Source organism: Streptomyces pseudoechinosporeus, assembly GCF_054783935.1.
Genome location: NZ_BAAGPS010000057.1, coordinates 86,162 through 109,328 on the forward strand (window position 1 = coordinate 86,162; position 23,167 = coordinate 109,328).

Annotated in this window: 18 protein-coding genes and 1 pseudogene; 13 read left to right on the plus strand and 6 right to left on the minus strand. The window is 69.2% G+C overall.

What is annotated here, in order from left to right; genetic code table 11:
- The first annotated feature begins 38 nt into the window (after positions 1-38).
- Positions 39-2,972 carry a GH32 C-terminal domain-containing protein gene (locus tag ACYVO6_RS37540; protein ID WP_461069312.1) on the plus strand — a complete coding sequence of 978 codons (2,934 nt, stop codon included), beginning with the start codon at positions 39-41 and terminating at the stop codon, positions 2,970-2,972.
- A 107-nt stretch (positions 2,973-3,079) separates the two neighbouring features.
- Here the strand turns inward: ACYVO6_RS37540 and ACYVO6_RS37545 are convergent.
- A pseudogene (locus tag ACYVO6_RS37545) lies at positions 3,080-3,232 on the minus strand (tyrosine-type recombinase/integrase); the annotation flags it as partial.
- A gap of 32 nt (positions 3,233-3,264) precedes the next feature.
- Between ACYVO6_RS37545 and ACYVO6_RS37550 the strand changes: the two are divergent.
- Positions 3,265-4,809 (plus strand): fused MFS/spermidine synthase, encoded by a 1,545-nt coding sequence (locus ACYVO6_RS37550; RefSeq protein ID WP_461069314.1) that lies wholly within the window; start codon positions 3,265-3,267, stop codon positions 4,807-4,809.
- A 73-nt stretch (positions 4,810-4,882) separates the two neighbouring features.
- Here the strand turns inward: ACYVO6_RS37550 and ACYVO6_RS37555 are convergent, their stop codons facing one another.
- Positions 4,883-5,626: an RNA polymerase sigma factor gene (locus ACYVO6_RS37555; protein ID WP_461069316.1), complete on the minus strand. Its 744-nt coding sequence runs from the start codon at positions 5,624-5,626 to the stop codon at positions 4,883-4,885.
- A gap of 229 nt (positions 5,627-5,855) precedes the next feature.
- Between ACYVO6_RS37555 and ACYVO6_RS37560 the strand changes: the two genes are divergently transcribed.
- Positions 5,856-6,083 (plus strand): response regulator transcription factor, encoded by a 228-nt coding sequence (locus ACYVO6_RS37560; RefSeq protein ID WP_461069318.1) that lies wholly within the window; start codon positions 5,856-5,858, stop codon positions 6,081-6,083.
- 110 nt (positions 6,084-6,193) lie between these two features.
- Here ACYVO6_RS37560 and ACYVO6_RS37565 read toward each other — a convergent pair whose 3' ends face one another.
- A complete protein-coding gene (locus tag ACYVO6_RS37565) occupies positions 6,194-8,635 on the minus strand; it encodes a SpoIIE family protein phosphatase (protein WP_461069320.1) in 2,442 nt (813 codons plus the stop codon).
- An 887-nt stretch (positions 8,636-9,522) separates the two neighbouring features.
- Between ACYVO6_RS37565 and ACYVO6_RS37570 the strand changes: the two genes are divergently transcribed.
- Together ACYVO6_RS37570 and ACYVO6_RS37575 are read left to right on the plus strand one after the other, a co-directional pair.
- A complete protein-coding gene (locus ACYVO6_RS37570) occupies positions 9,523-10,554 on the plus strand; it encodes an ABC transporter ATP-binding protein (protein ID WP_461069322.1) in 1,032 nt (343 codons plus the stop codon).
- A 454-nt stretch (positions 10,555-11,008) separates the two neighbouring features.
- Positions 11,009-11,572, plus strand: a complete 564-nt coding sequence (locus tag ACYVO6_RS37575; protein ID WP_461069324.1) for a DUF3455 domain-containing protein — start codon at positions 11,009-11,011, stop codon at positions 11,570-11,572.
- Positions 11,573-11,697: 125 nt separating this feature from the next.
- Here ACYVO6_RS37575 and ACYVO6_RS37580 read toward each other — a convergent pair whose 3' ends face one another.
- Positions 11,698-11,964: a glutaredoxin domain-containing protein gene (locus ACYVO6_RS37580; RefSeq protein WP_461069326.1), complete on the minus strand. Its 267-nt coding sequence runs from the start codon at positions 11,962-11,964 to the stop codon at positions 11,698-11,700.
- A gap of 378 nt (positions 11,965-12,342) precedes the next feature.
- Between ACYVO6_RS37580 and ACYVO6_RS37585 the strand changes: the two genes are divergently transcribed.
- The 4 genes from ACYVO6_RS37585 (at position 12,343) to ACYVO6_RS37600 (ending at position 15,437) form a co-directional block, all read left to right on the plus strand.
- Positions 12,343-12,957 (plus strand): hypothetical protein, encoded by a 615-nt coding sequence (locus tag ACYVO6_RS37585; protein WP_461069328.1) that lies wholly within the window; start codon positions 12,343-12,345, stop codon positions 12,955-12,957.
- A 32-nt stretch (positions 12,958-12,989) separates the two neighbouring features.
- A complete protein-coding gene (locus tag ACYVO6_RS37590; protein WP_461069330.1) occupies positions 12,990-13,814 on the plus strand; it encodes a universal stress protein in 825 nt (274 codons plus the stop codon).
- Between the two features lie 269 nt (positions 13,815-14,083).
- Positions 14,084-14,509 carry a DUF7144 family membrane protein gene (locus ACYVO6_RS37595; protein ID WP_461069332.1) on the plus strand — a complete coding sequence of 142 codons (426 nt, stop codon included), beginning with the start codon at positions 14,084-14,086 and terminating at the stop codon, positions 14,507-14,509.
- Positions 14,510-14,813: 304 nt separating this feature from the next.
- Positions 14,814-15,437 (plus strand): TetR/AcrR family transcriptional regulator, encoded by a 624-nt coding sequence (locus tag ACYVO6_RS37600; RefSeq protein WP_461069334.1) that lies wholly within the window; start codon positions 14,814-14,816, stop codon positions 15,435-15,437.
- A gap of 55 nt (positions 15,438-15,492) precedes the next feature.
- Here ACYVO6_RS37600 and ACYVO6_RS37605 read toward each other — a convergent pair whose 3' ends face one another.
- The gene (locus ACYVO6_RS37605) at positions 15,493-15,837 is read right to left on the minus strand and encodes an SRPBCC family protein (RefSeq protein ID WP_461069336.1); all 345 of its coding nucleotides are present in this window, start codon (positions 15,835-15,837) and stop codon (positions 15,493-15,495) included.
- Positions 15,838-16,248: 411 nt separating this feature from the next.
- Here ACYVO6_RS37605 and ACYVO6_RS37610 point away from each other — a divergent pair, with 411 nt between their 5' ends.
- Together ACYVO6_RS37610 and ACYVO6_RS37615 are read left to right on the plus strand one after the other, a co-directional pair.
- Entirely contained in the window at positions 16,249-18,471 is a 2,223-nt protein-coding gene (locus ACYVO6_RS37610; RefSeq protein ID WP_461069338.1) for an MMPL family transporter, read from the plus strand.
- Positions 18,472-18,864: 393 nt separating this feature from the next.
- Positions 18,865-20,187: a diacylglycerol/lipid kinase family protein gene (locus tag ACYVO6_RS37615; RefSeq protein WP_461069340.1), complete on the plus strand. Its 1,323-nt coding sequence runs from the start codon at positions 18,865-18,867 to the stop codon at positions 20,185-20,187.
- A gap of 13 nt (positions 20,188-20,200) precedes the next feature.
- On the opposite strand, the gene ACYVO6_RS37620 is transcribed toward ACYVO6_RS37615, so the two are convergent.
- Positions 20,201-20,860 carry a hypothetical protein gene (locus tag ACYVO6_RS37620; RefSeq protein ID WP_461069342.1) on the minus strand — a complete coding sequence of 220 codons (660 nt, stop codon included), beginning with the start codon at positions 20,858-20,860 and terminating at the stop codon, positions 20,201-20,203.
- Between the two features lie 232 nt (positions 20,861-21,092).
- Here ACYVO6_RS37620 and ACYVO6_RS37625 point away from each other — a divergent pair, with 232 nt between their 5' ends.
- A complete protein-coding gene (locus ACYVO6_RS37625) occupies positions 21,093-22,235 on the plus strand; it encodes a sensor histidine kinase (protein WP_461069344.1) in 1,143 nt (380 codons plus the stop codon).
- 1 nt (position 22,236) lies between these two features.
- Entirely contained in the window at positions 22,237-22,896 is a 660-nt protein-coding gene (locus ACYVO6_RS37630; RefSeq protein ID WP_461069346.1) for a response regulator, read from the plus strand.
- Positions 22,897-23,167: the final 271 nt, after the last annotated feature.

Consider the following 23,167-nt stretch of genomic DNA (forward strand, 5'->3'; position numbering starts at 1 on the left):
CCCAGGAGTGAGCCGTGGAGTCAGCTATGGAGTCAGCCATGAGGAGAAGAACAGCCCTCAGGGTGGTGTCCGCCGCCGTCGGCGGTGCGATCGTCCCGTTCTCGTTCGCTCCCGCTCCGGCCGCCGCCCAGGAACGGCGCAGCCCTCAAAGCCCCTCCGCCCGCTGGGACTTCGACGAGCGCGCCGGTACGGTCACCCGCGAGACGGTGTCCGACACCGCCGACCCCGTCGGCTACGTCTTCGACGACGCCCGCTACAAGCCCGACAGCGACCCCGTACGGCGCCGCGGGGTGCGCGGCCGGGCGCTGTACTTCGACGGATACTCGACCGTCGTCACCGCCCAGGGTCCCGGCAAGCTCGACCCCGTCGACGGCCTCACCGTCGACGCATGGATCGCCCCCTACGCGTACGAGCATGGCATCGACGGCAAGCCCCAGGCCCTGGTCAACCAGCACGACCCGGAAGCGAAGACCGGATTTCTGCTCGGCCTTCGCCGCTTCGGGCAGATCGTCTTCCAACTCGGCTTCGGCACCGACCTGTTGGAGGTCAAGGGGGCCCCGGACCAGCCGGCCGCCAAAGGCAGGTGGACCCATGTCGCGGCCACCTACGACCCGGCCGCCCGGCAACTGCGCCTGTACCGCGACGGCCGACTGATCGGCACCGCCGCCACCCCGGACAAGGCCCCCCAACTGGCCTCCGACGAGCCTCTGCTGATCGGGCGTCACAACCGACCCACGCTGCTGAACGGCGAGTTCCACGCCAACATGTACATGGGCCTGATGGACAGTCTCGTAATCCGCCCGGGCACCCTGGACGATCCGACGGCGCAGCAGGAACATGGCGATCGCCTCGCGGCGCTTCCCGGTCGTCGCGTACCCCGGCCTGACTTGACCCCGCACCGGAGCCGTTACGACGGGGACCGGCACCGCCCCCAGTTCCACATGCTGCCGCCCTGGCACTGGATGAACGAGCCGCACGCGCCCGTGTACTTCAAGGGCAAATACCACATCTTCTACCAGCACGATCCGTTCGGCCCGTACTGGGGTCAGATCCACTGGGGCCACGCGGTCAGCACCGACATGGTGCACTGGCGCGACCTTCCCATCGCTCTCGCCCCCGCCGCGGACTCGGTCGGGCCGGACGGCTGCTGGTCGGGCTCGGCATACGTCGACGGCGACCGGGGACCGGTGCTCTTCTTCACCGGCGGCGACGACCGGCTGCCCTACCGCCAGCGCACCGGCCTCGCCGTATCCACGTACCCGACCGAGGGTGACACGGACCTGCCCACCTGGACGATGAAGTCCGAGCCGGTCACCGAAGCGCCCGCCGGTCTCCCGGCCGGCCCCGGCACCGCGTGGGCGGAGAACTTCCGCGACCCCTTCGTCTGGGAGGAAGACGGCGTCTGGTACCAGCTGGTCGGCAGCGGCATCGTCGACTACGACGGCACGCAGGTGACCAAGAAGCACGGCGGCACCGCGCTCGTCTACACCGCTCGCAGGCCCGAGGGACCGTGGAAGTACCGGGGCCCGCTGCACTGGAACGACCTCGCCACAGTGCCCGGCCCCGGAGAGGTGTGGGAGCTGCCCGTACTCCTCCCGCTGCCCGGCCCCAAGGGGAAGCGCACCGGCAAGCACATCCTGCTGGTCAGCCCCTGGTGGGAAACGTTCAACCCGAACGCGGTCAAGCACACGTACTACTGGATCGGCACCTTCGACAAGCGCGAGTGCCGCTTCGTGCCCGACCAGGAGGAGCCCCGCGAGTTCGACTTCGGCGAGCACTTCACCGGCCCGTCCGGCTTCGTCACCCCCGACGGCCGGTCCGTGCTCTTCAGCATCACCCAGGACCGCCGCAGCGAACAGCAGCACGCCCAGTCCGGCTGGGCGCACAACGCCGGGATGCCCGTCAGCGTCTGGCTGCGTCAGGACGGCACCCTTGGCGTCGAACCGATCGCCGAGGCAACCGGCCTGCGGGGCAGGCGACTTGCCAAGATCCGTCAGACCTCGGTGAAGGAAGCGAACCGCAGGCTCGCCGACGTCTCCGGCGACATGCTGGACATCGAGGCCGTCATCGAGCCGCGCGACGCCACGACCATCACCCTGGCCGTCCGCGCGACCGCCGACGGCAGCGAGCAGACACTGCTCTCCTACGACACGGCCAAGCGACGTCTCTCCATCGACCGCGGCCGCTCCAGCCTCGACCCGGATGTACGCAAGGGTGTGCACGGAGGCACCGTCGAGCTGGAAGGCGGGCGACTGCGACTGAGGGTCCTGCTCGACCGCTCGATGCTGGAGGCGTATGTCAACGGGACGAACAGCCTCACCAGCCGCGTCTATCCGACCAGGGAGGACGCCACCGGCCTGCGGCTGACGGCCGAGGGAGGCGCCGCCCAGGTCCTGGAGCTGGACGTCTGGCGGATGAACGGCGCCTACGACACGCCCCTCGCCCCGGCCGCGTACGATCCGCCGCGCCCGACGGACGTCGACGCCCTCCCCAACCACGACTTCGCCACCGGGGACCTCACCGGCTGGACCGTGATCTCGGGCACCACCTTCAGCGACGCCAACGTGATCACCCGCCCCGACTGGGGCTGGGGCGGCCCCTTCTACCAGGCCGAGACGCCGGACGACCCATCCGGCCACCACCTGTGGGGTTTCAACCCGGACGCGGGCGGCGACGACGCCACCGGCGTACTCCGCTCAGCCACCGTCACCCTCGGCGGAGACGGCGTGGTCGATCTGCTCGTGTCCGGCGGCAACGACCCCGACCGGCTCTACGCGGCCGTCGTCCGCGCCGGCGACGGCAAGGTGCTGGCCAAGGCCACCGGCCGCGCTGTCGAGCAGTACCGCCGGGTGGTCTTCGACCTGTCCGCCCACATCGGCGAGCGGATCTACGTCGAGGTCGTCGACCGGGCGACGGGCGGCTGGGGCCACATCAACATCGACGACGTCAACGTTCCCGTCCGCCGACAGTGACACCTGCCGCCCCAGCAGGACGACGCGCCGCTCGATGCCGGGCCCGCTGACCTGCGCACCTGTCCCCATTCGGGAGGAAGGCCGGTCGGCGGTATCCGCTGCCGTCCGGCCCTGCGGAAGATGGCCTTCAGCAGGCGGTAGGACTTGGCGACCGTGGTGGTGCCGGTCGCCTTCTGGCGCTCGGCCCTCCAGGTGCGGATGGATGGTGGAGCGATCTCCTCCAGGTCCTCCAGGTCCTTGCCGCCGAAGGTGGGCAGGATGCCGCTGTTCGGTCGATGAGGCGCATGCGAGGATGTCGCCCGTGACCGGAACGTCTTCCACGCCTGTCGCCGAGGGCACGCCTGGCAACGATGGCCTGGGTCCCCGTGCCGCTGCCGTGCTTGTGTTCGGGTCCTCGGCCGCGGTCCTGGTGGTCGAGATCGTCGCTTTGCGGCTGCTGGCTCCCTATCTCGGCCTCACCCTCGAGACCAGCACCATGGTGATCGGCATCGCCCTCTCCGCGATCGCCGCCGGCTCCTGGCTGGGTGGGCGCATGGCCGACCAGGTCGATCCGCGCCGGCTCATAGGCCCCTCGCTCGGGGTGTCGGGAGCGGTCGTGGCCCTCACCCCCGCTGTGCTACGTACCACTGCGGAGTGGGCAGAACCGCTGCTCTTGTTGATCGCGGCGGGGACCATCCTCGTGCCGGGTGCGCTGCTCTCCGCGGTGACGCCGATCGTGACCAAGCTGCGTCTCACCAGCCTCGCCGAGACCGGAACGGTTGTCGGCCGGCTGTCCGGCGTCGGCACCGTCGGTGCCATCGTCGGCACCGTACTCACCGGCTTCGTCCTCATATCGCGGTTGCCGGTCAGCGGCATCCTGATCGGCCTCGGAACACTGCTGGTGGTCGGCGCGGGGCTGGCTGAGTGGCGTACGCGCGGGTGGACCGGCACCCCTGCCCTCACGCTCGTGGTCGTCGCCGGCGGCCTCGCCACCACGGTCGCGCCCGGTGGCTGCGACACGGAGACCAAATACCACTGCGCACGGGTCGTCGCAGACCCCGACCGGGACGGCGGCCGCACCCTCGTTCTGGACGGCTTGCGGCACTCCTACGTCGACATGGACGACCCGACCTTCCTGGAGTTCGAGTACGTGCGCGCCATCGCGTCGGTGGTCGATGCCGCCTTTCCCGAAGGTGAGCCACTTGCTGCCCACCACGTGGGCGGTGGCGGGCTCACCTTTCCCCGTTACCTCGCGGCCACGCGGCCCGGGACACGCAGCCTTGTGTCCGAGATCGACGGCGGGGTCGTACGCATCAACCGCGAGCAACTCGGTCTGAGATCGGGAGCCGGTATCGACGTACGCGTCGAGGACGGCAGGCTCGGCCTGCGGCGACTGGACGCCGGCAGTCGTGACCTCGTCGTCGGCGACGCCTTCGGGGGCGTCAGCGTGCCGTGGCACCTCACCACAGTGGAAGCGATGACTGACGTACGGCGGGTGCTCAACGAAGACGGCCTGTACGTCGCCAACCTCATCGATCACGGGGGCATGGACTTCGCACGTGCCGAAGTAGCCACCCTCAGCGAGACCTTCGAGCACGTCGCCCTCGTCGGCGAACCCGCCGACATCGGCCTCGATCCGACCGCCACCCCCGAGGGCGGCAATCTGGTGGTGCTCGCCTCCGACCGGCCGGTCGACCTGCGCGCGACCCAGGAGGCCCTGGACGCCCGCCAAACCGGCTGGAAGATCGCCACCGGCGACGACCTCACCTCCTGGATCGGCGACGCCCAGCTGCTCACCGACGACTACGCACCTGTCGACCAGCTCCTTACGCCCTACAGCCCACAGAGCAGCCAGTGACAGGCCACACGTCCAGGCCCTGCCGACGCCAGTGTCGCCAGGAGAGTCGTCACCCTCGGGGTCGACGACGTCATCAGGTCCGCGGCCTTGGGGCGAGGGGGGAAGAGGCACTGGGAACGGCGTGGGTCACGTCCGAGGGGCGGACATTGCGTCGCTTGGGGTTGTCGCAGATCTCGCATTGCTCGATGTGGCGGGTGATGCGCTTGCGCATCAGCACAGTGATTGTGCCGTCCCAGCCGTCAAGTATCTGGCCCAGTTCGGCGCAGTCCTTCCGCCCATGGTGGGCCAGGACCACCGCCGCCACGGCATTCTCCAGCTGTTGCCGTGCTCGGGACAGCAGCGCATGTGCATGATTGCGCTGCACCCCCAGTGCCGCAGCCACGTCGGCACCGTCCAGATCCTGGCGTACCGACAGTTCCAGCACCTCGCGATCACGCGAGTTGAGCCCTTCGAAGGCCTCCCACACCAGAGTCTGTATCTCCTCGGCACGCAGCCGCGCACCGAGGTCGACAGCCTCGTCGACTACCTCGCCGGCTTCTTCGAGCCCAGTGGTGCGGCCCTTGGTACGCAACTGGTGTCGGCATTCATTGCGGGCGATCGCATAGAGCCACGGACGCAGCCGCTGAGGGTCTCGCAGCTGGTCGATGCACTCATTGGCGAGGACGAAGGTGTCCTGCAAGGCGTCGGCGGCAGCGTCACTGTTGTGAAGAACTGAACGACAGTAGCCATAGATCTGACCCGCGTAGGCGTCATACGCCGCTGCCAGCCCCCGGGGGTCCGCGGCTCGAATGGCAGTCACCATTTCATGATCGTCCACTCTGGCGATTTTATATCAAAACGGACATACCTTGAACCCCTGTTGGGCGGCTGTCTCAGCCCCACACCACCGGAGCCGCGGCCGCGCCGCCCCAGCCTTGCTGGGCCGAGTCGAGTGCCCGCGGCGGGAAGAAAGAAAAGGGGCTCCGGAAAGTTGTTGGCATGGCCTGCCCTCGTGGCTCTTGTATGCGAACGCGGGGCACCGGGCCCCGCCTGCTGAAGGAATCAAGTTGCACGAGTCGCCTCGCGTTGCTCCCCAGCCGTCACGTCCCGCCCTGTCTCCCCGCGAGCAGCAGATCCTGCGGCACATGACAGAGGGGTGCACCTATGCCGGAACGGCACGACGGCTCGGTATCTCCGTACACACCGTTGACGGCTATCTCCGCCGGATCCGGGCCAAGACCGGCGTACACACCCAGGCAGAACTGATCCGACTGGCGTTGACGCTCGAGCTGTGATCTCCCGAGCCGACCCACTCGGTACCCTTGCCTGCCCATGGCAACGGACAGCCGGAGCATCACCCGGAGCCCGAGGCCATGTTTGTTTGCGGTTTGTCTGCGCGGCAGCCTCAAGTGCCGGCGGCCAGGAACTGTTCGGCCCAGATGGTCTTGCCGAGGGGGCCATGGCGGGTGCCCCAACGGTGGGCGAGCTGAGCGACCAACAGCAGGCCCCGCCCCCCTTCGTCGAACAGCCGGGCGCGCCGCAGGTGCGGTGCGGTGCTGCTCGAGTCGAAGACCTCGCTGATCAAGGTGTTGTCTTCGTGAATCAGCCGCAGCTGGATGGGCGGTCGGCCGTAGCGAATGGCGTTGGTGACCAGTTCACTGACGATCAGTTCGGCGATCAGGGCGGCGTCGTCAAGTCTCCAGGCAGCCAGTTGGTCAGTGGCATGGCGCCGGGCCTGGGCGACGATTGCGGGGTCGCTGACCAGGTCCCAGACGGCGACCTTGTCGGCATGCAGAGCCCGGGTACGGGCGACGAGCAGGGCGACGTCGTCATCGGGGCGATGCGTCAGCACAGCCGCAAGGACGCTGTCGCAGACCGTCTCCACTTGCGTGACGGGGCGGGCCAGGGCAGTGAACATGTTGTCCAGAGCTTCGTCGATGTCGTGGTCGCGGGGTTGGAGCAGACCATCGGTGTACAGGACGAGGAGGCTGCCTTCCGGCAGTTCGGTCTCCAGGGCCTCAAAGGGCAGACCGCCCAGGCCCAGCGGCGGACCGGCCGGGACATCGAGGAGGTACACCGTGCCGTTGGGGGCGGCCACGGCGGGCTGGGGGTGGCCGGCCCGGGCGAGGGTGCAGCGGCATGAGACCGGGTCGTAGACCGCGTACAGGCATGTGGTGCCGATGCCCCCAGCAGTCTCGGGGGTGCTTTCCGTGCCGCCCTCCTCGGCGGACAGGTGCAGGACAAGGTCGTCGAGGTATGTGAGCAGCTCGTCGGGCGGCAGGTCGACTTCGGCCAGGGTACGCACCGCGGTGCGCAGCCGGCCCATGGTGGCCGAGGCACGGATGCCGTGGCCGACGACGTCGCCGACGACGAGGGCCACCCGTGCGCCGGACAGCGGGATCACATCGAACCAGTCGCCCCCCAAACCGGCGCGGGTCGCGGCGGGCAGGTAGCGGGAGGCGACCTCCAGGGCCGCCTGATCGGGCAGCGTCTGCGGCAGCAGACTGCTCTGCAGCGTCATGGTCGTGGTGCGCGCGCGGGTGGTGGTGCGCGCGCGGGAGTGTCGACGGGCTTCGAGGATGCTGACGGCCGCCCGGGCGGTGAGCTCCTCGGCCACCAGCAGGTCGTCCGGTTCGAAGGGCTCGGGGCGCTGGTATCGGCCGAAGAACGCCACGCCGATGATGGTGCCGTGCGCCCGCATCGGCACCATCATCACCGAGTGTGTTCCCCACCGGCGGATCCATGCGGCTGCCGGGTCCTGCTGCACCCACTGGGCGATACCGGCATCAGCCGTGTCATACAGGGCGCTGCGGCCCTGGGCCAGGCATCTGGCCGGGGGAGACAGCGCCGGGTAGGCGGTTGTCCCCGCCTGCACACCCAAGAACTCAGGGCTGTCCTCGCGGACCGAGCGCACAGCGGTACGGCGCACGGTCACCGGCTCCGACGGCGAGAAGGGGAGTTCCTCTACGCGGTGGGCGCCCTCCAGCAGGTCGACGACGGTGAAGTCCGCCAGCCGGGGCACGGCGACATCGGCCAGTTCCTGCGCGGCACGGGTGATGTCCACGGTGGTGTCGGCGTCGGCGTCGTTCAGCAGGGGCGTCCGCTCCTGGGTGAGGTACCTCTGCGACTCGTGGTGCGCCGCCAGGCACACAGCACGTACCCGGCCGTCCGGGTCCCTCAACGGGGCAAGCGTGGCCGAACAGCTGTGCCCCGTGCTGACACCCGCGGGATGAAGACAGGGCTCCACCTGCTGCGACCGACCAGTTTTCGCCACCAGCCGCATCTTCTCTTCGGCCTCGTCGTTCGCCGGACACGGCGCGATCTCCGGCAGATGCAGCCCGAGCATCTGCCTTTCCTCCAAGGACAGCACGCCCTCCATGCCCGCGTTGGCGCGCACCAGCCGCAAGTCGGTGTCGAAGACCGCCATGGCGCAAGGGGCTTGACGGAACGTCCGCTCCGCCAGCGCCTCGCCCCGGAACGTGTACGCCGGGTCCGCCACCGCGCACACCACGAGCCACTCGCCTGTCCCGCCGCTCCCGCGTCGGTGGTGCGCCAGCAGCCCCAGCTGCAGCCGGTGGCCGTCGCCGCGCCTCAGCGTCACTGTGCCGCTGAGGCGTTCCTGCCCGGCCGCCGCCCGCCGCACCTGCTCGCTGACGTCATCGGCGAGCAGCCCGGCAGCGGGAAGCCCCACCACCTGCGCGGGCGCGTACCCCAGTAGCCGCCGGGCCTCCTCACTCCACCCCGTCACAAGGCCCTGTTCGTCGATGGTGGCCGTGGCCGTGTAGGTCGGCTCCCCGGCGGCCTGTGCCTCGTCAAGCCGCTCACCAGGAGGGGTGGGTCGCTCCATCACCGCTCACCTCACGCCTGCTGATTCCATATCCCGCTTCCCACGGGAACCCGCACAACCAACACCCTCCTGACAAGCATCAACCTGGGGCCCACCGAGCACCAGCGCAGCACGTCGACCAGGGGGTTCGGCAGGACACAGGCTCCGGCGCGCCTGCCCGAACAGGCATGGCGGGTGGCGGATTCCGAGGATTTCCGAGAGGAACAAGCGAGAGAAACAAGGGGGAGGATGTCAAGCCCCGGAATTACGGGGCTACCCCTCGCCGGCTCTCCTCACGAAAAGTCGTGTCAACGAACTCGGGACCCAAGAATGCGCTTCCGGTCCGGCTCGGACCGGAAGCGCATTCGCGCAACCGCACGTCACGGCGCGGGCGCCTATGCGCATGTCCTGCCCGACGTCAAGCCCCGAAGCCTCGGGACTGCACTTGCCGCCCACCGCCTGTAAAGATGAGATCAAATGTTCCGCTTCACATATGGGGCCACACCCGAAGTCACCGAAAGGAAATGACGGAAATGAAACTTACTTTCCTCCGCCGATGCGCTCTGCCTACCGCTCCGGCAATCGCACCGCTGACTCTGGCCAATACGGGAGAAGCCTCCGCTGCGTCCGTCCAGAAAACCTGCAGCGAGTGGGTCAAAATTCCCGCGAAACCCTCTGAACCCGTACCGATCAAGACAAATACGTGTCTCGAACGCAGCAGGACGAGAGCGGATACAAGACAAGGGTCTCCACGGGAGTTCGCCACTCCGGCACGGAGAGGAGCCCTTGAACCATCTACACAGAGCAGTATTTCCAGCGCACAAAGATAAGCAGCCGGTACTTGTCAGTCTCCTCCCAGAAGAGGGAGGACTGGTATCCAGCGGACTGGGTTCAGGGGACACGGGACAGTGGAGCTGCAGGTCTTCGGATTGCCAGGTCTTATGTCGATCCTGCAAGCGACCAAGACAGGCCGGTCAATGTATGTGCATGGCTGCACACAAGGCAACCAGAAAGCGGTGATAGATTTGACGACCGCCATTTCCTTTTCCGGGCTGACCAAGCGCTACGGCGCCCATACCGCGATCGAGGATGTGACCTTCTCTGTCCAGTTCGGTGAGGTCACCGGATTCTTCGGGCCGAATGGCGCCGGGAAGACGACCTGCCTGCGGATACTGGCCGGTCTGGTGGCGCCGGACCGCGGAACCGCTACCGTCCTCGGGAAACGCTTCGCGGGACTTCCCGGCCTGGCCCGGCAGGTGGGGGTGGCTTTCGACGATGCCGGCGCACACCCCGGACACACGGGCCGCCAGCACTTGCTGGTGGCCGCCGCCGAGGCGGGTGTCCCGGCTCGCCGGGTGGACGAAGTCCTGGCAATGACCGACATCGAGGATGTCGCGGAGAGGAAGACCGAAACCTACTCCCAGGGCACACGCCACCGCCTGGGACTCGCCACCGCACTGCTCGGTGACCCGCGCGTTCTCATTCTCGATGAGCCCGCAGGCGGCCTGGACCCGCATGACGTCCGCCGGCTGCGGACTCTCCTGAGACGCCTGGCCGATCAGGGACGCGCTGTGCTGCTGTCAAGCCGTGCCCTGGCCGAGGTGGAGCAGACCGCGGACCGCGTGATCGTGCTGCACAAGCGGGTCCTCTTCACCGGCTCCGTCGAGGCTCTGCGCCGTCGTTCCTGCCCCGCCGGGGGTGCGCTGCGAGTGCGCACTTCCGACGACGCCCGCATGGCTGCCGAACTCGCCTCCTCTGCGGGCGACATCCGGTCGGAGGCGGCACATGGCGTGCTCGTCCAGGGGGCGGGCGCCGAGACGATCCTGGCCACAGCCGCGGCCATCGGTGTCGAGGTGTATGAACTGGCCGAACCGGTCGCGAACCTGGAGGAGGAGTTCTGCCGACTCCTCAACGAGACCGTTCCCGGAGGCGCTCGGTGAGCGCCCTCTTCACCTGGCAGTTCGAGCGGTTCACGTAGGGCACCGCCGCTCAGCGGCAGAACTGGCGGAGCCTGATCGCCCCGATCGTCGCCGCCTGGGCCGAGGCAATGAACGCACTTCGAGCCGACTGCGTCACTTCTGACATCGTTCGCTCTCTTTCGCCGTCGCGTGGCCGGGTGTACGACCTGTTCCGCCGTTGGCGACGGACGGCACCTGACGCCGGATCACCACCCGGCTGCCGGACGCTCGTTCGCCGGCCCGACCGGTCGTCGGTGGTGCCCCACTCGTTCTCGTTGGCGGGCCTCACGGTAAGGTGCGTCATTGAGGGTTCAAGATCGTTTATCAGACCCCGGGTGCTTCGGCGACTCCTGCCGTCCCGGCACTCGGGACATGCACTGCACCCGCATCCACAGCCAGGAACTCGTTCAGAAACATCTTTCTGGAGACACACCTGATGAAGCTCGCCAGACGTCTCATCCTCACCACCACAGCTCTCGCCGCCGTGACCGCCGGCACGCTCTTGAGCGCGACGATCGGCCAGGCCACCACCTCGAAGCCCGCTCCCGCCGCTGCCAACGCCGCGCCGAAGGTCCCCGACGCTCTGAAGGTCCCCGATGGCAACCGGCTCACCGGCGTCTTCTCCGCCGAGGGCGTCCAGACCTACACCTGCACCGACGGCGCCTGGAAGCTGCTGGAACCCGCCGCCACCCTCTCGGCCAGGAACGACAGCTCCCACCGCCCCGTCGCCCTCCACTCCCGCGGCCCCGTCTGGGTGTCCACGGTGGACGGCAGCGCAGTCAACGCCGCCGCCATCGCCACCTCCCCCAAGGCCGGCACCATCCCCGAGCTCCTCCTGCAGTCCACCGCCACTCGCGGTACCGGGGTCTTCGCCGACGTCTCCTACATTCAGCGTCTCAACACCCATGGCGGCGTAGCCCCCACCACCGCCTGCACGGGCACCGATCAAGTCAGCGTCCCCTACTCCGCCATCTACACCTTCTACAAGCCCGCCAAGTGACGCGGTAAGAAGCAACGGCTGGGCCCCCTCGGGACGATCTCGAGGGGGCCCAGCCCTGCAGTGCACCCGACAGGATGCGAACCTGCGTCTTTCCATCTCGCGGTCAGTAACCAGCCGACTGGAAACTAGAGCAGGTGCGGCGCGCGCGCCCGGACCGCGTCCAGGAGTTCCTTCTTCGAGGGGTTCACCATCGCCCGTCCGGCTACGGTCACCGTGGGCACGGTCTCGTTCCCGTCGGCGACCGAGCGGACGAACGCCGCCGCGTCAGGGTCCTTCCAGATGTTCAATTTGGTGTACCGCAGGCGGGTGAAGCGCAGAAGTAGAAGCAGTTTCATGCAGTACGTGCACATCGGCCGCCAGTAGACGACCACACCATCGCGATCCTCGGTCACCAAATCCCCTCCGCTTTCCCAGACATGTGTCCCGAGCGTAGGCGAGGCACTCGACGGCCCAGCGCCTCCTGCAGCTCGAGGCCGAGGCGTCGGGTCTCCAAGAGGCGCTCGTCAGCCTCCCGGAGCGCACCGGCCACCTCATGCTGGTCGGCGACGGCGCCCAGCACGTCGGCTGGAAAGGCATGCCCTTCGCCTCCATCACACGACTGCCCGCGCTCGATAACCGGGCTCTCGCCTGGCAAGCGAGCTCCGTTCTCGCCAGCAAGACCGGCCCCACCGGCGCTTCTGCCATACGAACGGCCCAAGCAGAATCGTGCACCGCCCGCACGGCGCCGACGATGAACCATATCGATCCGGCCACTCGCGAAGGACGACAGGATGCTGCGAGACCACCCCGGCCGCGGCCATCGAGCCGTCGTGGCGGCACTCGGATGTGCTCTGTCCACCGTCGCCCTCACCGGGTGCGGCGACACCGGGGACACCGGCTCCTCACCCGCGCCGACAACGAGCAGCCCCAATACGGCATCGTTCTCCGGATTGCCGCCGTCAGCGCTGGCCTCCGAGGCGGCTTCCGCGATCGCCTCCGCTCATGCTTCGGCTTCGGCGGCGGCCTCCTCGGCAAGTGCCCGCGCCTCCGAGTTCGAGGCATCCGTCGAAGCCGAGGCCGCCCGCGCCAGTGCCGCTGCGGAGAAGGTGCTCAAGGATGTCGAGGGGCGCGGCAACGCGGTGTCCGAGGTCGGCATGAAGGGCCTGCCCAGGAATGAGACCAGCGGGCTGCTCGCCGTGCTGGTCACGATCACCAACAAGACCGACGACAGGGCCTCGTACGCCGTGCAGATCGACTTCGCGGACTCGTCCGGGAAGGTCGTCGAGACGAGATTCATCGGCGCGGAGAACCTCGACCCGGGCGAGAAGCAACAACCCATCGCCTTCAGCCGGCAGCCTGCGGACGCACAGCTCACTCCCCGTCTCGCCAAGGCACAGCGGTACTGACGTCGCGGGTGGAATCGAGCCATGGAGAAGTGATGGGCAACCTGGTGGTTGTGGGAGCGGACGGCTCGTCGTCAAGTCTCGCCGCGGTGGAGACGGCCGCCAGGGAGGCCCGGCGCCGTCACGCAGCACTGCGCGTGGTGTACGCCCTCAACTGGCCGGTCAGGCCCATGTACGCGCCACTGGACACCACACCGCTCAATCGCCTGGTGAGCGAGGCCGCGGACCGTGCGCGGAGCGTGGCCCCGGAGGTGACAGTCACCGAGGCCATGGTGCCCGGCGACACGGTGTCGGTGCTGGAGGCCGAGTCCCGGGCGGCGGACCTGCTGGTCGTGGGTGCCCGTGGGGCGGGAGGCTTCATCGGCATGCTGCTCGGATCGACGGCGGCGTCCCTGACGGCCCACAGTCGGTGCCCGGTGATGGTGGCCCGCGAGGAGTCGTCCGACGCCGGTCCGATCGTGCTGTGTGTCGACGGCTCCCCCGCGGGTGAGACGGCGGTCGAGTTCGCCTTTGCCGAGGCGGCGCTGCGCGGAGCCGAGATCGCCGCCGTGCACGTGTGGCTGCCGGATCACGCGCCGGCCGGTACCGGTGTCGAGAGCCCGGAGCGGCTGCTGGCCCAGGCCCTCGCCGGGCACGCGGAGAAGCATCCCGATGTCACGGTCAGGCGCGAGGTGGCGAGTGGCGAAGCGAGGGAGGCGCTGATCGAGAGAAGCAGGAACGCCCAACTCGTGGTCGTCGGAGCTCGAGGGCGTGGCGGGTTCACCGGTCTGCTCCTGGGGTCGGTGAGCCAGGCGCTGCTGCACCATGCGCATAGTTCCGTCGTCGTCGTCCGCGGCGGGACGGGATCAGACGTGTCGTGAGAAAACGCCGGTCGCGCGCGTCCGCCACCCCTGCCGGTACGGGAACACGCTCAGGTCGCGAGTCGGGGGGGAGCTCATGGCTACGGCCGTGCTGCCGCCTCCGTGACACGGGTTCCCCGGGATGCCCCTGCGTGGCGCCCATCACCCGGACAGCCTGCTGCGGTCGCCGGATGCGAGCGGCGGCGGAAGGCTGAGACCGTCGATACAACGCAGCCGTCCCCGGCAAAGCGGTGTCCAGCGATTACCACACCGTGCGGAAAGGCCGTGACATGGCGCAGACATCCGGCGGGGTCCGACACCCTCAGAGCAGCGCACGACAACTGGGCGGGGGCCTCGCCCTCTTCGCCGGCTGGGCGCTGGAGCTAAGCGGGACGCTCAGCATCCTTCTCGGCGTCGTCGGCATCACCCGCGACACCATTTTCAGCTCACCTGATTACACCTACGAGTTCAATCTGACGGCCTGGGGCTGGATCCACATCGTCATCGGCATCGGACTCATCGCCGCCGGCTTGGGAGTACTGCTCGGCAAGAGCTGGGGCACGGGGGCCGGCGCGGCACTGGGCGCGGTCAGCCTGATCACCCAGTTCATGTTCATCCCCTTCTACCCCCTGTGGTCGATCAGCGTGATGACGCTCGACATCGTCGCCGTCTGGACATTGGCCAGGTCCATTGCGGTGGACGACCAGCACCCTTGACCAGACGGGCAGCGCCTCCTCCGACATGAAAGCCACCGACGGTGAACGCCACTGGCGACCGCCAGCCCGGCAGGTCACGCCCCGATCACACACGTATCAAACTGGCTTTCCTTCACGAGCCTGCCTCCTCGTTCGTCCCGCTACACGGCTGTTGGAGGAAACGTATTCACCCGCCGTTCAGCGGGAACTGACCTGCGCGGCCACGGGCCGGACCTCAGCGGCCGCCCCAGCACGGCATCCGTCTGCGCGAAGTCCGACTTGTTCGGACGACTTGTTCATAAGACTCAGTCGGTATGATGCGGTCATGGCTCACGTTCCCGCGGCCGAGCGCCGCCCTCAGCTGATCAAAGCGGCCATCGACTTCATGACAAGGGAAGGAGTCGCAGCGGGGAGTACCCGTGCCATCGCAGCCGAGCTGGGGGTGGCCCAGGCAACGGTGCACTACACCTTCGGCACGAAGGAAGGGCTGTACCGCGCCGTGATGGAGCAGCTCGCGCAGGATCTGATCGCACAGGTCGAGCGGGCCGCGCCGGCCGACGCCGGATTCGAGGAGACGGTCAGCACCCTGACCGCCGCCCTCTGGCGCACGGTGCGTGAGCAGCCTGCCAGCCATCAACTCCTCACGGAACTGACCCACTTCGCGCTCCGCACACCCGCCCTGAGCGAGGCCCTCGAGAGCCACCACCGAGGGGTGCACGAGGTGACGGCGCGACTGGTGACCGAGGCGGCCGAGCGCACCGGGCAGCCTCTCGCCCAGCCCGCGGAGACGATCGCGCGTTTCTTCCTCGCCGGCTTCGACGGGCTCACGATGCAACATCTCTCGCTCCCCGACGAGGAGGCCGAGCAGACCTGCCTCCAGGCCTTCGTGTCCGCCGTGGTGGCCATGGCCGGCGGCCGGCTGGAGCTGGTGTCCGTACCGACGAGCTGACAGCACACGGACTCGGGCGCACTCGTACGTGTACGAGTGCGCCCGAGTCCGGTTGCTAGCCGCGCGTGTTGGGGGTCTCCGAGCGGATCAGGGTGTTCAGGTTGGCCATCGATGTGCGCATGTTCGTACGCATGCCCGGCTGCTGTATCCAGTCGAGCGCGACCCCGAGGGGGCCGAGGTCGATGGTGTACTCCACCTTGTACGTCATCTGCGTGGCCTCCCCGCCGTCCGCGCCTCTGACCAGCTGGAACTCGAAGATGCTGGTCACGTCCTTCAGCGGGGCGAACCCGACGCCGGTGTCGACGCGACACCTCAGGGGGTCGATCTCCACCACGGTCCACACCGAGTCGGTGCGCAGCGGGCCGAGGGTGCGGTTGCGTTCGGCGTAGGTCTTGCCCACGGTCGCGATGCCGTGGTGGTCGGTGACCTCGATGGCGCCGGCGACTCATTCCGCGTAACGGCCGGTGCGAGAGATGACCTCCCACAAGCGCTCGACGGGGGCGTCGATGACGGCACGTTCGGTGACGTGGAAATTGGTTCGATTCAATCGCAAGACAAAGTCATCCGATAGCCGCGTGACCTGGACTTATGCCCGAAGCGACTCAGGCAACAGTCGAACGACTCGGTCATGCGACTTGAGCACCTGATAAAGTCGGGCCATCGACCGAGACGCCCGTCGGCATCGGCCCGTCACGTGGTTCGTCATGTGGTTCGTCATGTGGCCGGAGTCCGGCCGGTGTCCCTTCCGCTTCCGCCGCCCGTGTCCGCGATCAGGCGTGCGGGGATCCCCACCCGACCTAGGGAGTTCGTCATGGCCGTCCTGCTCCACCGGCTGGGCCTCAGCGCCTACCGGCACCGCAAGCTGGTCCTGGGCATATGGCTCTTCGTCCTGGCCGCGCTCATCACGTGTGTCAGCGTCTTCAGCGGCAAGCTCGACGACCGCTTCTCGGTGCCCGGCACCGAGTCCCAGCGTGCGCTGGACAGCCTCAGCAAGACTCTTCCGGAAGCCTCGGGCGCGGGCGCCCAGATCGTCTTCACCGCCCCCAAGGGCCACCGGCTCACCGAAGCGCCCTACGCCGCGGCCATCACCCGGACCGTGACGGCGGCCGAGAAGGCTCCCCAGGTCAGCGAGGTCGCCGACCCCCGCGCCACCGGCGCCGTCTCGGCCGACGGAACCACGGCGATCGTCCAGGTCCAGTACCCGGTGCAGAACGCGGAGGTCCGTACCTCATCCGTGGACGCGATCGAGGACGCGGCCCGGGCGGCGGAGAAGGACGGGTTGAAGACCTCGGTCGGCGGTTCCGTCTACAGCAGCAAAGGAGTCCACGTCGGCCCGTCGGAGATCATCGGCGTGGCCGTGGCCCTGCTCGTCCTCGTCGTGACGTTCGGTTCGCTGCTCGCCGCCGGCATGGCGCTGCTGCCCGCTCTGATCGGTGTGGCGGTCGGTCTCGCCGGGCTGCTGGCCCTGGCCCCCGCGGTGAGCATCTCGTCCACGGCCGTCACGCTCGCCCTGATGCTGGGCCTGGCCGTAGGCATCGACTACGTCCTGTTCATCCTCTCCCGCCACCGCCAGCAACTGGCCCGCGGAGCCGACCCGAAGGAATCCATCGCGCTGGCCACCGGCACGGCCGGAAGCGCCGTGGTCTTCGCCGGCACCACCGTGATCATCGCGCTCGCCGCCCTGAGCGTCATCGGCATCCCGTTCCTGACCACGATGGGGCTCGGGGCCGCCGGAGCCGTACTGATCGCCGTACTGGCCGCGATCACCCTCGTTCCCGCCGTCGCCGGATTCGCCGGCTCCCGGCTCACCCCCAAGCCCGGCAGCCGCGCCGCGAAGCGGGCCACAGACACCGAGGGGAACGGCGGTCGCGCCACCATGGGCGCCCGCTGGACCAAGTTGGTCATCGCCAAGCCGCTGCTGACGGTGCTGGCCGTCGCGGGCATCCTGGTGACCCTCGCCCTGCCCGCCACGGACCTGCGCCTGGCCCTGCCCGACAACGGCTCCGCCCCGCACGCCTCCACCGAACGCAAGGCCTACGACACGATCAGCGACAAGTTCGGCGACGGCTTCAACGGCCCGCTCCTCGTGCTGACCGAGACCAAGAACGGCGAGACCAAGAACGGTACGAGTGCGGCGAGTTCACAAGCCGGCGCCCAAGTGGCCCAGAAGCTGCGGACCCTCAAGAACGTCCAGGCCGTCCTGCCGCCCCAGCCCACCAGCGCCCCGGCACAGAGCGTCATCACCGTCTTCCCCAAGTCCGGCCCGGACAGCGTCCGCACCGACCAGCTCGTCCGCGACATCCGCAAGTCGGGCGCCGACATCCGTGAGACCACCGGCGCCACCATCGCGGTCACCGGCACCACCGCGGTCAACATCGACGTCTCCAACCGGCTCAGCGACTCCCTCCTCCCCTTCGTCGCCATCGTCGTCGGCCTCAGCCTGATCCTGCTGATGATCGTGTTCCGCTCGCTGGTCATCCCCGTCAAGGCCGCCGTCGGCTTCCTGCTCTCGGTGGGCGCCTCACTCGGCCTGGTCGTCGCCGTCTTCCAGTGGGGCTGGCTGTCCGACGCACTCGGTGTGCCGCACAGCGGCCCCGTCGTCAGCTTCCTGCCGATCATCCTGATCGGTGTGCTGTTCGGACTGGCCATGGACTACGAGGTGTTCATGGTGTCCGGGATGCGCGAGGAGTGGGCTCACACCGGCCGGGCCCGCCAGTCGGTCGTCGACGGTGCGCGGCACAGCGTACGGGTCGTCACGGCGGCCGCACTGATCATGTTCACCGTGTTCGCCGGGTTCTTCCCCCTGGACGACGCCCTGATCAAACCCATCGCGTTCGCCCTGGCCGTCGGCGTGGCCATCGACGCCTTCGCCGTCCGCATGACGCTCGTACCAGCGGTACTCGCCCTTGCCGGACGGGGCGCCTGGTGGCTGCCGGCCTGGCTGGACCGGATGCTGCCCGACCTCGACATCGAAGGCACCAGCCTGCAGAAGGCCACACCGGCGCACGACAAGGAACGCCAGCCCGTCTCCTAAGTACATCCGGGTACATCCGGTGGGCTCGCGGCGCCGGCCACATCGCGAGCCCACCTGGTCACCATCGCCTACGAGAGCGGACTCGTCAGCCCCGGACTGCCGGCCGGCCGCACCCTCAGCCGCTGAATCACCAGATCACGTATCTACGTTGTCCGCCGACGACTGGAGGCGACCATGGCTTTGAATCCTCCCCCGGCTGAAGCAGGGGGATTCCTGGCTCACGCAGCCCGCGGGTCAGCGACCCGACAGGTCTTCCACGATCAGCACCAGCCGGGTTGAAACCAGCCCGGGTTCGTACCGCAAAGCCTGGAGGTGCATGTGCTGTCTTGGCTCTCGATCAGCACGGCGTACGCGCTTGGTTCTCGCAACGCACGGCAGTCAGCCTACCCGGCCGTGTGGGCGGCCCGGACGGCACTGGCCGCGGCGGCCTTCGCGGTACTGCTCCCCCTCGGCTACGGCGGCGTGGGCGGCGTCCTGCTGCTCGTGGCCGTACTCGCGGGTGCGGCCCTCACCGCGGCCGCCGTCTGGTGGGCACTGACCCGCCGCGGCCCCGTCCGCTGGGCGGCGGCGCTGCTCGCGATGGCCGCCCCCACCGCCGTCATCTTCCTGCTCGCGACCACCCTCCTATGGGCCCTGCCGCTGTCGCTGGTGTCGTGGGCGGTGGCAGTCGGGGCAGGTCGCTACGCCCTGCGCAGCACCCGGAAGCAGTCCACCCGCATGAAGGAGCGCAGGGCGGCTCCGCCCCGGCATCCGTACATCCTCATGAACCCGCGCTCCGGCGGCGGCAAGGTGGCGGCGTTCGGCCTGAAGGAGAAGGCCGAGCGACTCGGTGCGCGCGTCGTCCTGCTCGATCCGGAGCAGCACCAGGACGTCGCCGTGCTGGCCCGGTCGGCCGTCGCGGACGGCGCCGATCTGCTGGGCGTCGCGGGCGGCGACGGCACCCAGGCGCTCGTCGCTGCCGTCGCCGCCGAACACGACGTACCGTTCCTCGTCATCAGTGCCGGCACCCGCAACCACTTCGCGATGGATCTCGGCCTGAACCGCGAAGACCCCGCCGCCTGCCTCGACGCCCTCACCGACGGCGTGGAACTCCACGTAGACCTCGGCTTCGCCGGAGAGCACCCCTTCGTCAACAACGCCTCCTTCGGCGCGTACGCGGCAGTCATCCAGAGCCCCGCCTACCGCGACGACAAGATCGGCACCACCTGGGACCTGCTGCCCGACCTGCTCACTCGCCAACGCGGAGCAGAACTGACCGCGCGCGCCGCGGACACCACGCTCACCGCCCCGCAGGCCGTCCTCGTGAGCAACAACCCCTATGGCACGGCAGATCCGACCGGTCTCGGCCGCCGCGAGCGACTCGACACCGGACTGCTCGGCGTCCTGGGCATCAGGGTGGACAGCGCGGCCGAGGCGGCCGGACTCCTGCTGGACCCGGAGCCGGACGGACTCACGGTCGTGACCGCCCGCGAAGTGGTCGTCGACGCCGACCGCGCGGAGATCGAGGTCGGCCTCGACGGCGAGGCCACGATCCTTCCCACACCCGTGCACTGCCGCATCGCACCCGGCAAGCTGCGCGTCCGCGTTCCCCGACAGCGTCCAGGTGTACCCCAGACCCATCCGCCCCTGGACTGGCGGCAACTGCGCAAGCTCGCAGCATCGGTGGGACGTACAGCCGCACCCAGACGTCGAAACCGCCGCGGGAAAGCTGCCTGAACCTTGATCACGCCTACGCCGTGGACTCGCCCGCGACTGCCCGGTGCCCAAGGCTTCCGTTCCTTTCCGGCTCGTCCGTGTGCGGCGCCTCCGGCGTCTCCCCGGTCCGCGAGGTGTGCGACAGCGCGGCCGAGAGCCAGATCAGGATGACGCCGACCAGGATGTGCAGCGAGCTCGTGAGCAGGGACTCCGGCAGCGAGGTCAGGAACGCGAACAGTGGCAGGACGACGGCGTACCCCCACGACGGGATCCTTGGGAACACCCGGGCGCGGAGCAGGGCCGCCCCGAACAGGGCGCAACCTACGGCGAAGACGGTCGCGGAGCCGATGAGCACGGGGATCGTGGGGCCGGTCAGGGTCTCGTCCAGGACGTCGTCGTCGAAGTAGAACAGCACCAGGTTCGCGGCGAACGCGGCACCGCCGAACAGGCCGAGACCGATGAGGTTCACGGCGTGGGCGACCTCCCCGAAGCGGCCGGTGGCCGGACTCTGCCGCCGGTGCAGCGCGGTGAGCAGCGGCAGGGCGAACGCCGGGGACAGGGCGAGCGGGACGCTGGTCGCGGAGGTCTCCCCGGTGAATACCTCGACCAGCGCGGGCAGGGCGAGCAGCAGGCCGGACAACACCCCGCACAGGGCGCCGGCACGGACTGTCGATGAAGTGATGGGCAAGGACATGAGACCGCTCCGGTTGCTCGGACAGTGGGTCAGGGCGGCAACCGTAGGGAGCGGGCGACCGGCGACGGGAGGTGAAGGGCGGCGACATCGGTGGCCGGAGGTCACCATCTCCCGGGCGGTATGCGGCCGTTCGGCATGTGCCGCTCGGCCCGACCCGGCCGGAGTTTCCCCGCCGGGGTCACTCGGAGGCCGCCTTCGGCTTAGCCTGACCACAGCGGGTGAGGGGGTGCGCATGGCGGCGTATGTGCCCGTGCGGTGGGTGGCGCCGCTGCTGTACGGCGCGGTGCTCGTCGGCGGTCTGTACTACGCGGCGGCCGGCCTGGGCGACGGCCCGGGACCGACGGTGTGGCGGACGGTCGGCTTCGTCGCCGCGATCGGGGCGCTTCTCGCCCTGGAGGCGGCGGGACACCGCCGGCCCGCGGCCCGGGTGCCGCTACTGCTGGCGCGGTGCGGTCTGATCGGCGCGGTGGTGCTCCTCGACGCCTCGGGACTGTCCCAAGTGCTGTTCGTGCTGCTGCCGTTCACCGCCTACTTCGCCTTCGGCCGCACGACCGCGCTCGCGCTGGGCGCCCTGTGCCTGGCCGGGCTGCTCACCGCGTACCTGCTGACCGCACCCGGCTGGTACCGCGACCTGGAGCACGTCTCCGATCTGCTGATGCTCACCGTCGGCCTGGTGCTGGCGCTCTCCATGGCCGCCGTGGCCGTCGGCGAGCAGCGCGCCCGGCTCGAACTCCAGGAGTACGCCGCCCGGGTCGCCGCGCTGTCCGCCGCCACCGAGCGCAACCGGCTGGCCCGGGACATCCACGACAGCCTCGGTCACCATCTCACCGCGATGTCGGTGCAGTTGGAGATGGCCTCGGACTTCCGGGCCCTGGACCCCGACGCGGCCCAGCGGGCGCTGAACGAGGCGAGGCAGTCGGTGCGGCTCGCGCTGGGCGACGTACGGCAGTCGGTGCGCGCGCTGCGCGGCGAGGCGGCGCGCCCCGCGCTGTCGGCCGCGCTGGCCGGCCTGGCGCGAGACGGCGGGGCGCCGCCGCGGGTCACCGTCGAGGTGAGCGGCGACGAGGACGGCTACGGCACGGCCGAGCTGACCGCCCTGTACCGGGCCGCGCAGGAGGGCGTGACCAACGCGCGCCGTCATGCGCTGGCCTCGCGGGTGACGGTGGTGGTCCAGCTGGCCGGGGACGCCGCGCGGCTGGTGGTGACGGACGACGGCCGCGGCTTCGCACCGGACGCGGCCGCCACCGGGTTCGGGCTGGTCGGGATGAGGGAACGGGTGCAGCTGGTGGCGGGGAGAGTGGAGATCGACAGCGGCCCGGGCGCCGGTACACGACTGACGGTGACCGTTCCGCGCGGGAAGACGGGGGAGATGTGACATGGATCAGGAGCCGACGCAGACGCCTGTACGGGTGCTGGTGGTGGATGACCAGCGGCTCATCCGGGACGGCATCGCCTCCCTGCTGTCCATCCGGCCGGGCATCGAGATCGTCGGTACGGCCGTGGACGGCCGGGACGCCGTGGCGAAGACCCTGGAGCTGGACCCGGACGTCATCCTCATGGACGTCCGGATGCCGGAGATGGACGGAGTCGAGGCGGTGGCCGTCCTGCGCGGCCGGGCGCCCAAGTGCCGAGTGGTGATGCTGACGACGTTCGACGACGAGGAGTACGTCGTACAGGCACTGCGCGCCGGAGCCCACGGCTACCTGCTCAAGGACCTGCCCGCCGAGGAACTCGCCCACGCGGTACGCCTGGCACACGCCGGCGTCACCCAGCTCGACTCCTCCGTCGCCCGCCACCTCACCGCCGCCCTGCCGTCCCCCTCCCCCGCCGACGCGCCTCCCGCGGTCTCGCTGAGCCCCCGCGAGACCGACATCCTGCGACTCCTGGCACACGGCCACACCAACCGGGAGATCGCCGCACGCCTGTACCTCAGCGAGGGAACGGTCAAGAACCACGTCTCCCGCATCCTCACCCGCCTCGCCCTGCGCGACCGCACCCAGGCGGCGCTCCGCGCCCGGGACCTCGGCCTGTTGTGAAGCCCTTGTGGGTTCTAGAGGGTCCTGCGCCAGTAACGGAGTGTCCTGAAGTCGCATCCGGCGCTCCAGCCAGGCCGTTTTCGGTACGGGCCGTTTCCGGCCCAGCACTCTCGCCGACTGACCCTTGCTTACCAGTCCTGTGGCGAGCAGCTTCTCGAACGTGAACTCGCCCGGTTCGGCAATGGAGTGAGTCAAACTTTCCGGCAGGGGGCCACCCCGAGATGCGGTGGGAGGTGACAGCGGGTCAGGTGGTCTCTTGATGACCCCGCAT

What these genes read in the sequence shown, in the direction of transcription:
- ACYVO6_RS37550 (WP_461069314.1), top strand. Translation starts at nt 3,265, where the DNA reads ATGTCGCCCGTGACCGGAACGTCTTCCACGCCTGTCGCCGAGGGCACG.
- ACYVO6_RS37625 (WP_461069344.1), top strand. Translation starts at nt 21,093, where the DNA reads ATGGCGGCGTATGTGCCCGTGCGGTGGGTGGCGCCGCTGCTGTACGGC.
- ACYVO6_RS37620 (WP_461069342.1), bottom strand. Translation starts at nt 20,860, where the DNA reads ATGTCCTTGCCCATCACTTCATCGACAGTCCGTGCCGGCGCCCTGTGC.
- ACYVO6_RS37540 (WP_461069312.1), top strand. Translation starts at nt 39, where the DNA reads ATGAGGAGAAGAACAGCCCTCAGGGTGGTGTCCGCCGCCGTCGGCGGT.
- ACYVO6_RS37610 (WP_461069338.1), top strand. Translation starts at nt 16,249, where the DNA reads ATGGCCGTCCTGCTCCACCGGCTGGGCCTCAGCGCCTACCGGCACCGC.
- ACYVO6_RS37590 (WP_461069330.1), top strand. Translation starts at nt 12,990, where the DNA reads ATGGGCAACCTGGTGGTTGTGGGAGCGGACGGCTCGTCGTCAAGTCTC.
- ACYVO6_RS37585 (WP_461069328.1), top strand. Translation starts at nt 12,343, where the DNA reads ATGCTGCGAGACCACCCCGGCCGCGGCCATCGAGCCGTCGTGGCGGCA.
- ACYVO6_RS37575 (WP_461069324.1), top strand. Translation starts at nt 11,009, where the DNA reads ATGAAGCTCGCCAGACGTCTCATCCTCACCACCACAGCTCTCGCCGCC.
- ACYVO6_RS37600 (WP_461069334.1), top strand. Translation starts at nt 14,814, where the DNA reads ATGGCTCACGTTCCCGCGGCCGAGCGCCGCCCTCAGCTGATCAAAGCG.
- ACYVO6_RS37630 (WP_461069346.1), top strand. Translation starts at nt 22,237, where the DNA reads ATGGATCAGGAGCCGACGCAGACGCCTGTACGGGTGCTGGTGGTGGAT.
- ACYVO6_RS37595 (WP_461069332.1), top strand. Translation starts at nt 14,084, where the DNA reads ATGGCGCAGACATCCGGCGGGGTCCGACACCCTCAGAGCAGCGCACGA.
- ACYVO6_RS37565 (WP_461069320.1), bottom strand. Translation starts at nt 8,635, where the DNA reads ATGGAGCGACCCACCCCTCCTGGTGAGCGGCTTGACGAGGCACAGGCC.